This is a genomic window from Thiobacillus sp. (assembly GCF_024708915.1).
Window position 1 is genome coordinate 1 of record NZ_JANJXQ010000015.1, and the last position, 2,622, is coordinate 2,622.

Annotated in this window: 3 protein-coding genes; all 3 read left to right on the top strand. The window is 66.2% G+C overall.

Features of this window, described 5'->3' with window-relative positions; all coding sequences use genetic code 11:
* A partial coding sequence (locus tag Q0L94_RS01400; RefSeq protein WP_296749368.1) for an SIS domain-containing protein occupies positions 1 to 489 on the top strand: 489 nt, incomplete at its 5' end.
* The gene (locus Q0L94_RS01405) at positions 486 to 1,061 is read left to right on the top strand and encodes a BON domain-containing protein (protein ID WP_296749370.1); all 576 of its coding nucleotides are present in this window, start codon (positions 486 to 488) and stop codon (positions 1,059 to 1,061) included. The genes Q0L94_RS01400 and Q0L94_RS01405, both read left to right, overlap by 4 nt.
* 45 nt (positions 1,062 to 1,106) lie before the next feature.
* Complete coding sequence (gene ubiD, locus Q0L94_RS01410) at positions 1,107 to 2,570, top strand: 4-hydroxy-3-polyprenylbenzoate decarboxylase (RefSeq protein WP_296749371.1); 1,464 nt, start codon at positions 1,107 to 1,109, stop codon at positions 2,568 to 2,570.
* Positions 2,571 to 2,622 lie beyond the last annotated feature (52 nt).

Below are 2,622 nucleotides of genomic sequence, written 5' to 3' on the forward strand. Positions count from 1 at the left end.
ATGGTGCATTGCCTCGCCCAGGGCGGGAAAATCCTCGCCTGCGGCAACGGCGGCGCGGCGGCGGGTGCGCAGCATTTCGCTGCCACGATGATCAACCGTTTCGAACAGGAGCGCCCGGGGCTGGCAGCGATTGCGCTCACCGCCGACACCTCGACCCTGACCTCGATCGCCACCGACCATGCCTACGACCAGGTGTTTGCGCGGCAGGTGAAAGCGCTGGGCCAGCCGGGCGACCTGCTGCTGGCGATCTCGACCAGCGGCAATTCGCCCAGCGTATTGCAGGCGGTGGCCGCTGCCCGTACGCGCAGCATGCCGGTCATCGCCTTGACCGGCCGCAGCGGCGGAGGCCTGGCGGAACAAATGCAGGACGACGACGTCTTCCTGTGCGTGCCTGCCGAATCCACGGCGCGCATTCAGGAAATCCACCTGCTGGCCATCCATTGCCTGTGCGATGCGGTGGACAGCGTTTTACTAGGAGTCGAGGAATGAACAAACTGATCCCAATCGCACTGATAGGTATGGCACTGTCGCAATTGCACGGTTGTGCCGCGGTCGTCGTGGGCGGTGCCGCCACCGGTGCGGCGGTCGCCACCGACCGCCGCTCCACGGGCGTCTTCGTCGCCGACCAGGAAATCGAGTTGCGCGCGATGACTCGTCTGCGCGAAACTTTCCCGGAAAACACCGGAGGAAAGATCTCCGTGACCAGCTACAACCGCCAGGTGCTGCTCACCGGCCAGGTGCCGGACGAAGCCGTCCGCGCCCGCGCCACCGACATCGTCAAGGATGTACCCGACGTGCGCACTGTCTTCAACGAACTCACCGTTTCGGGCGTCACCTCGCTTACGTCCCGGGCCAGCGACACCACCGTCACCGGCAACGTCAAGGCCCGCCTGTTGCGCAACGAAAGCGTGCCCGGCACCCAGATCAAGGTGGTGACGGAAGCCGGCGTGGTGTATCTGATGGGGCTGCTCACGCAGGCCGAAGCCGGCGTCGCCACCGAGGTTGCGCGCACCACGTCGGGCGCGACCAAGGTCGTCACCCTGTTCGAAATCGTCAAGTGACGCCGAATCGCGCCATCGAACGCAGCCGCCCGTGATCGGCCGCCCATGATCTACCGCGACCTGCGCGACTTCATCGCGCAACTCGAAAAAATGGGCGAGCTGAAGCGCATCGCCGTCGAAGTCGACCCCAGGTTTGAAATGACCGAAATCGCCGACCGCGTGCTGCGCGCCGGCGGCCCGGCGCTGCTGTTCGAAAAGCCCAAGGGCGGCACGATGCCGGTGCTGGCGAACCTGTTCGGCACGGTCAAGCGGGTGGCGCTGGGAATGGGCGAGGACGATCCGGCGCGGCTGCGCGAGGTCGGCAAGCTGCTCGCCTATCTCAAAGAGCCCGAGCCGCCGAAAGGGCTGCGCGACGCCTGGGAGAAGTGGCCGGTGCTGAAGCAGGTGATGAACATGGCGCCGAAGGAAGTGAAGAGCGCGCCGTGCCAGGAAATCGTGTGGGAGGGCGCCGACGTCGATTTGAGCCGCCTGCCGATCCAGCACTGCTGGCCGGGCGACGTGGCGCCGCTGATCACCTGGGGGCTGACCGTCACCCGCGGCCCGCACAAGAAGCGCCAGAACCTCGGCATCTACCGCCAGCAGGTGATCGCCCCGAACAAGGTGATCATGCGCTGGCTGGCGCATCGCGGCGGCGCGCTGGATTTTCGCGAGCATCGGCAGGCGCACCCGGACGAACCGTTTCCCGTCGCCGTCGCCTTGGGCGCCGACCCGGCGACCATCCTCGGTGCCGTCACCCCGGTGCCGGACTCACTCTCCGAATACCAGTTCGCCGGCCTCTTGCGCGGCGCCAAGACCGAAGTGGTGCAATGCCTCGGCAGCGGGCTGCAGGTGCCGGCATCCGCCGAGATCGTGCTGGAAGGCGTGATCCATCCGAATGAAACCGCGCTCGAAGGGCCGTACGGCGACCATACCGGCTACTACAACGAGCAGGAAACCTTCCCGGTGTTCACCGTCGAGCGCATCACGCTGCGGCGCGATCCGATCTACCACAGCACCTACACCGGCAAGCCGCCCGACGAGCCGGCGATCCTCGGGGTGGCGCTGAATGAGGTGTTCGTGCCGCTGCTGCAGAAGCAGTTTCCCGAAATCGCCGATTTGTACCTGCCACCCGAGGGCTGCTCCTACCGCATGGCGGTGGTGAGCATGAAGAAGGCCTACCCCGGCCACGCCAAGCGCGTGATGTTCGGCGTATGGAGCTTCCTGCGCCAGTTCATGTACACCAAGTTCATCCTGGTCACCGACGATGACGTCGACGTGCGCGACTGGAAGGAAGTCATGTGGGCGCTGACCACCCGCGTCGACCCGGCGCGCGACACCCTGCTGGTGGAGAACACGCCGATCGACTACCTCGATTTCGCCAGCCCGGTGTCCGGGCTCGGCAGCAAGATGGGCATCGACGCCACCAACAAGTGGCCGGGCGAGACGGCGCGCGAATGGGGCACGCCGATCGTGATGGATGCGGCAGTAAAGGCGCGCGTCGACGCGCTGTGGGCGGATCTCGGCCTGTAGGCCCATAGGCATGGCCGACAAGCCCGCGGGCAGGCGCACCTGCCTCTACAGC

What these genes read in the sequence shown, in the direction of transcription:
- ubiD (WP_296749371.1), top strand. Translation starts at nt 1,107, where the DNA reads ATGATCTACCGCGACCTGCGCGACTTCATCGCGCAACTCGAAAAAATG.
- Q0L94_RS01405 (WP_296749370.1), top strand. Translation starts at nt 486, where the DNA reads ATGAACAAACTGATCCCAATCGCACTGATAGGTATGGCACTGTCGCAA.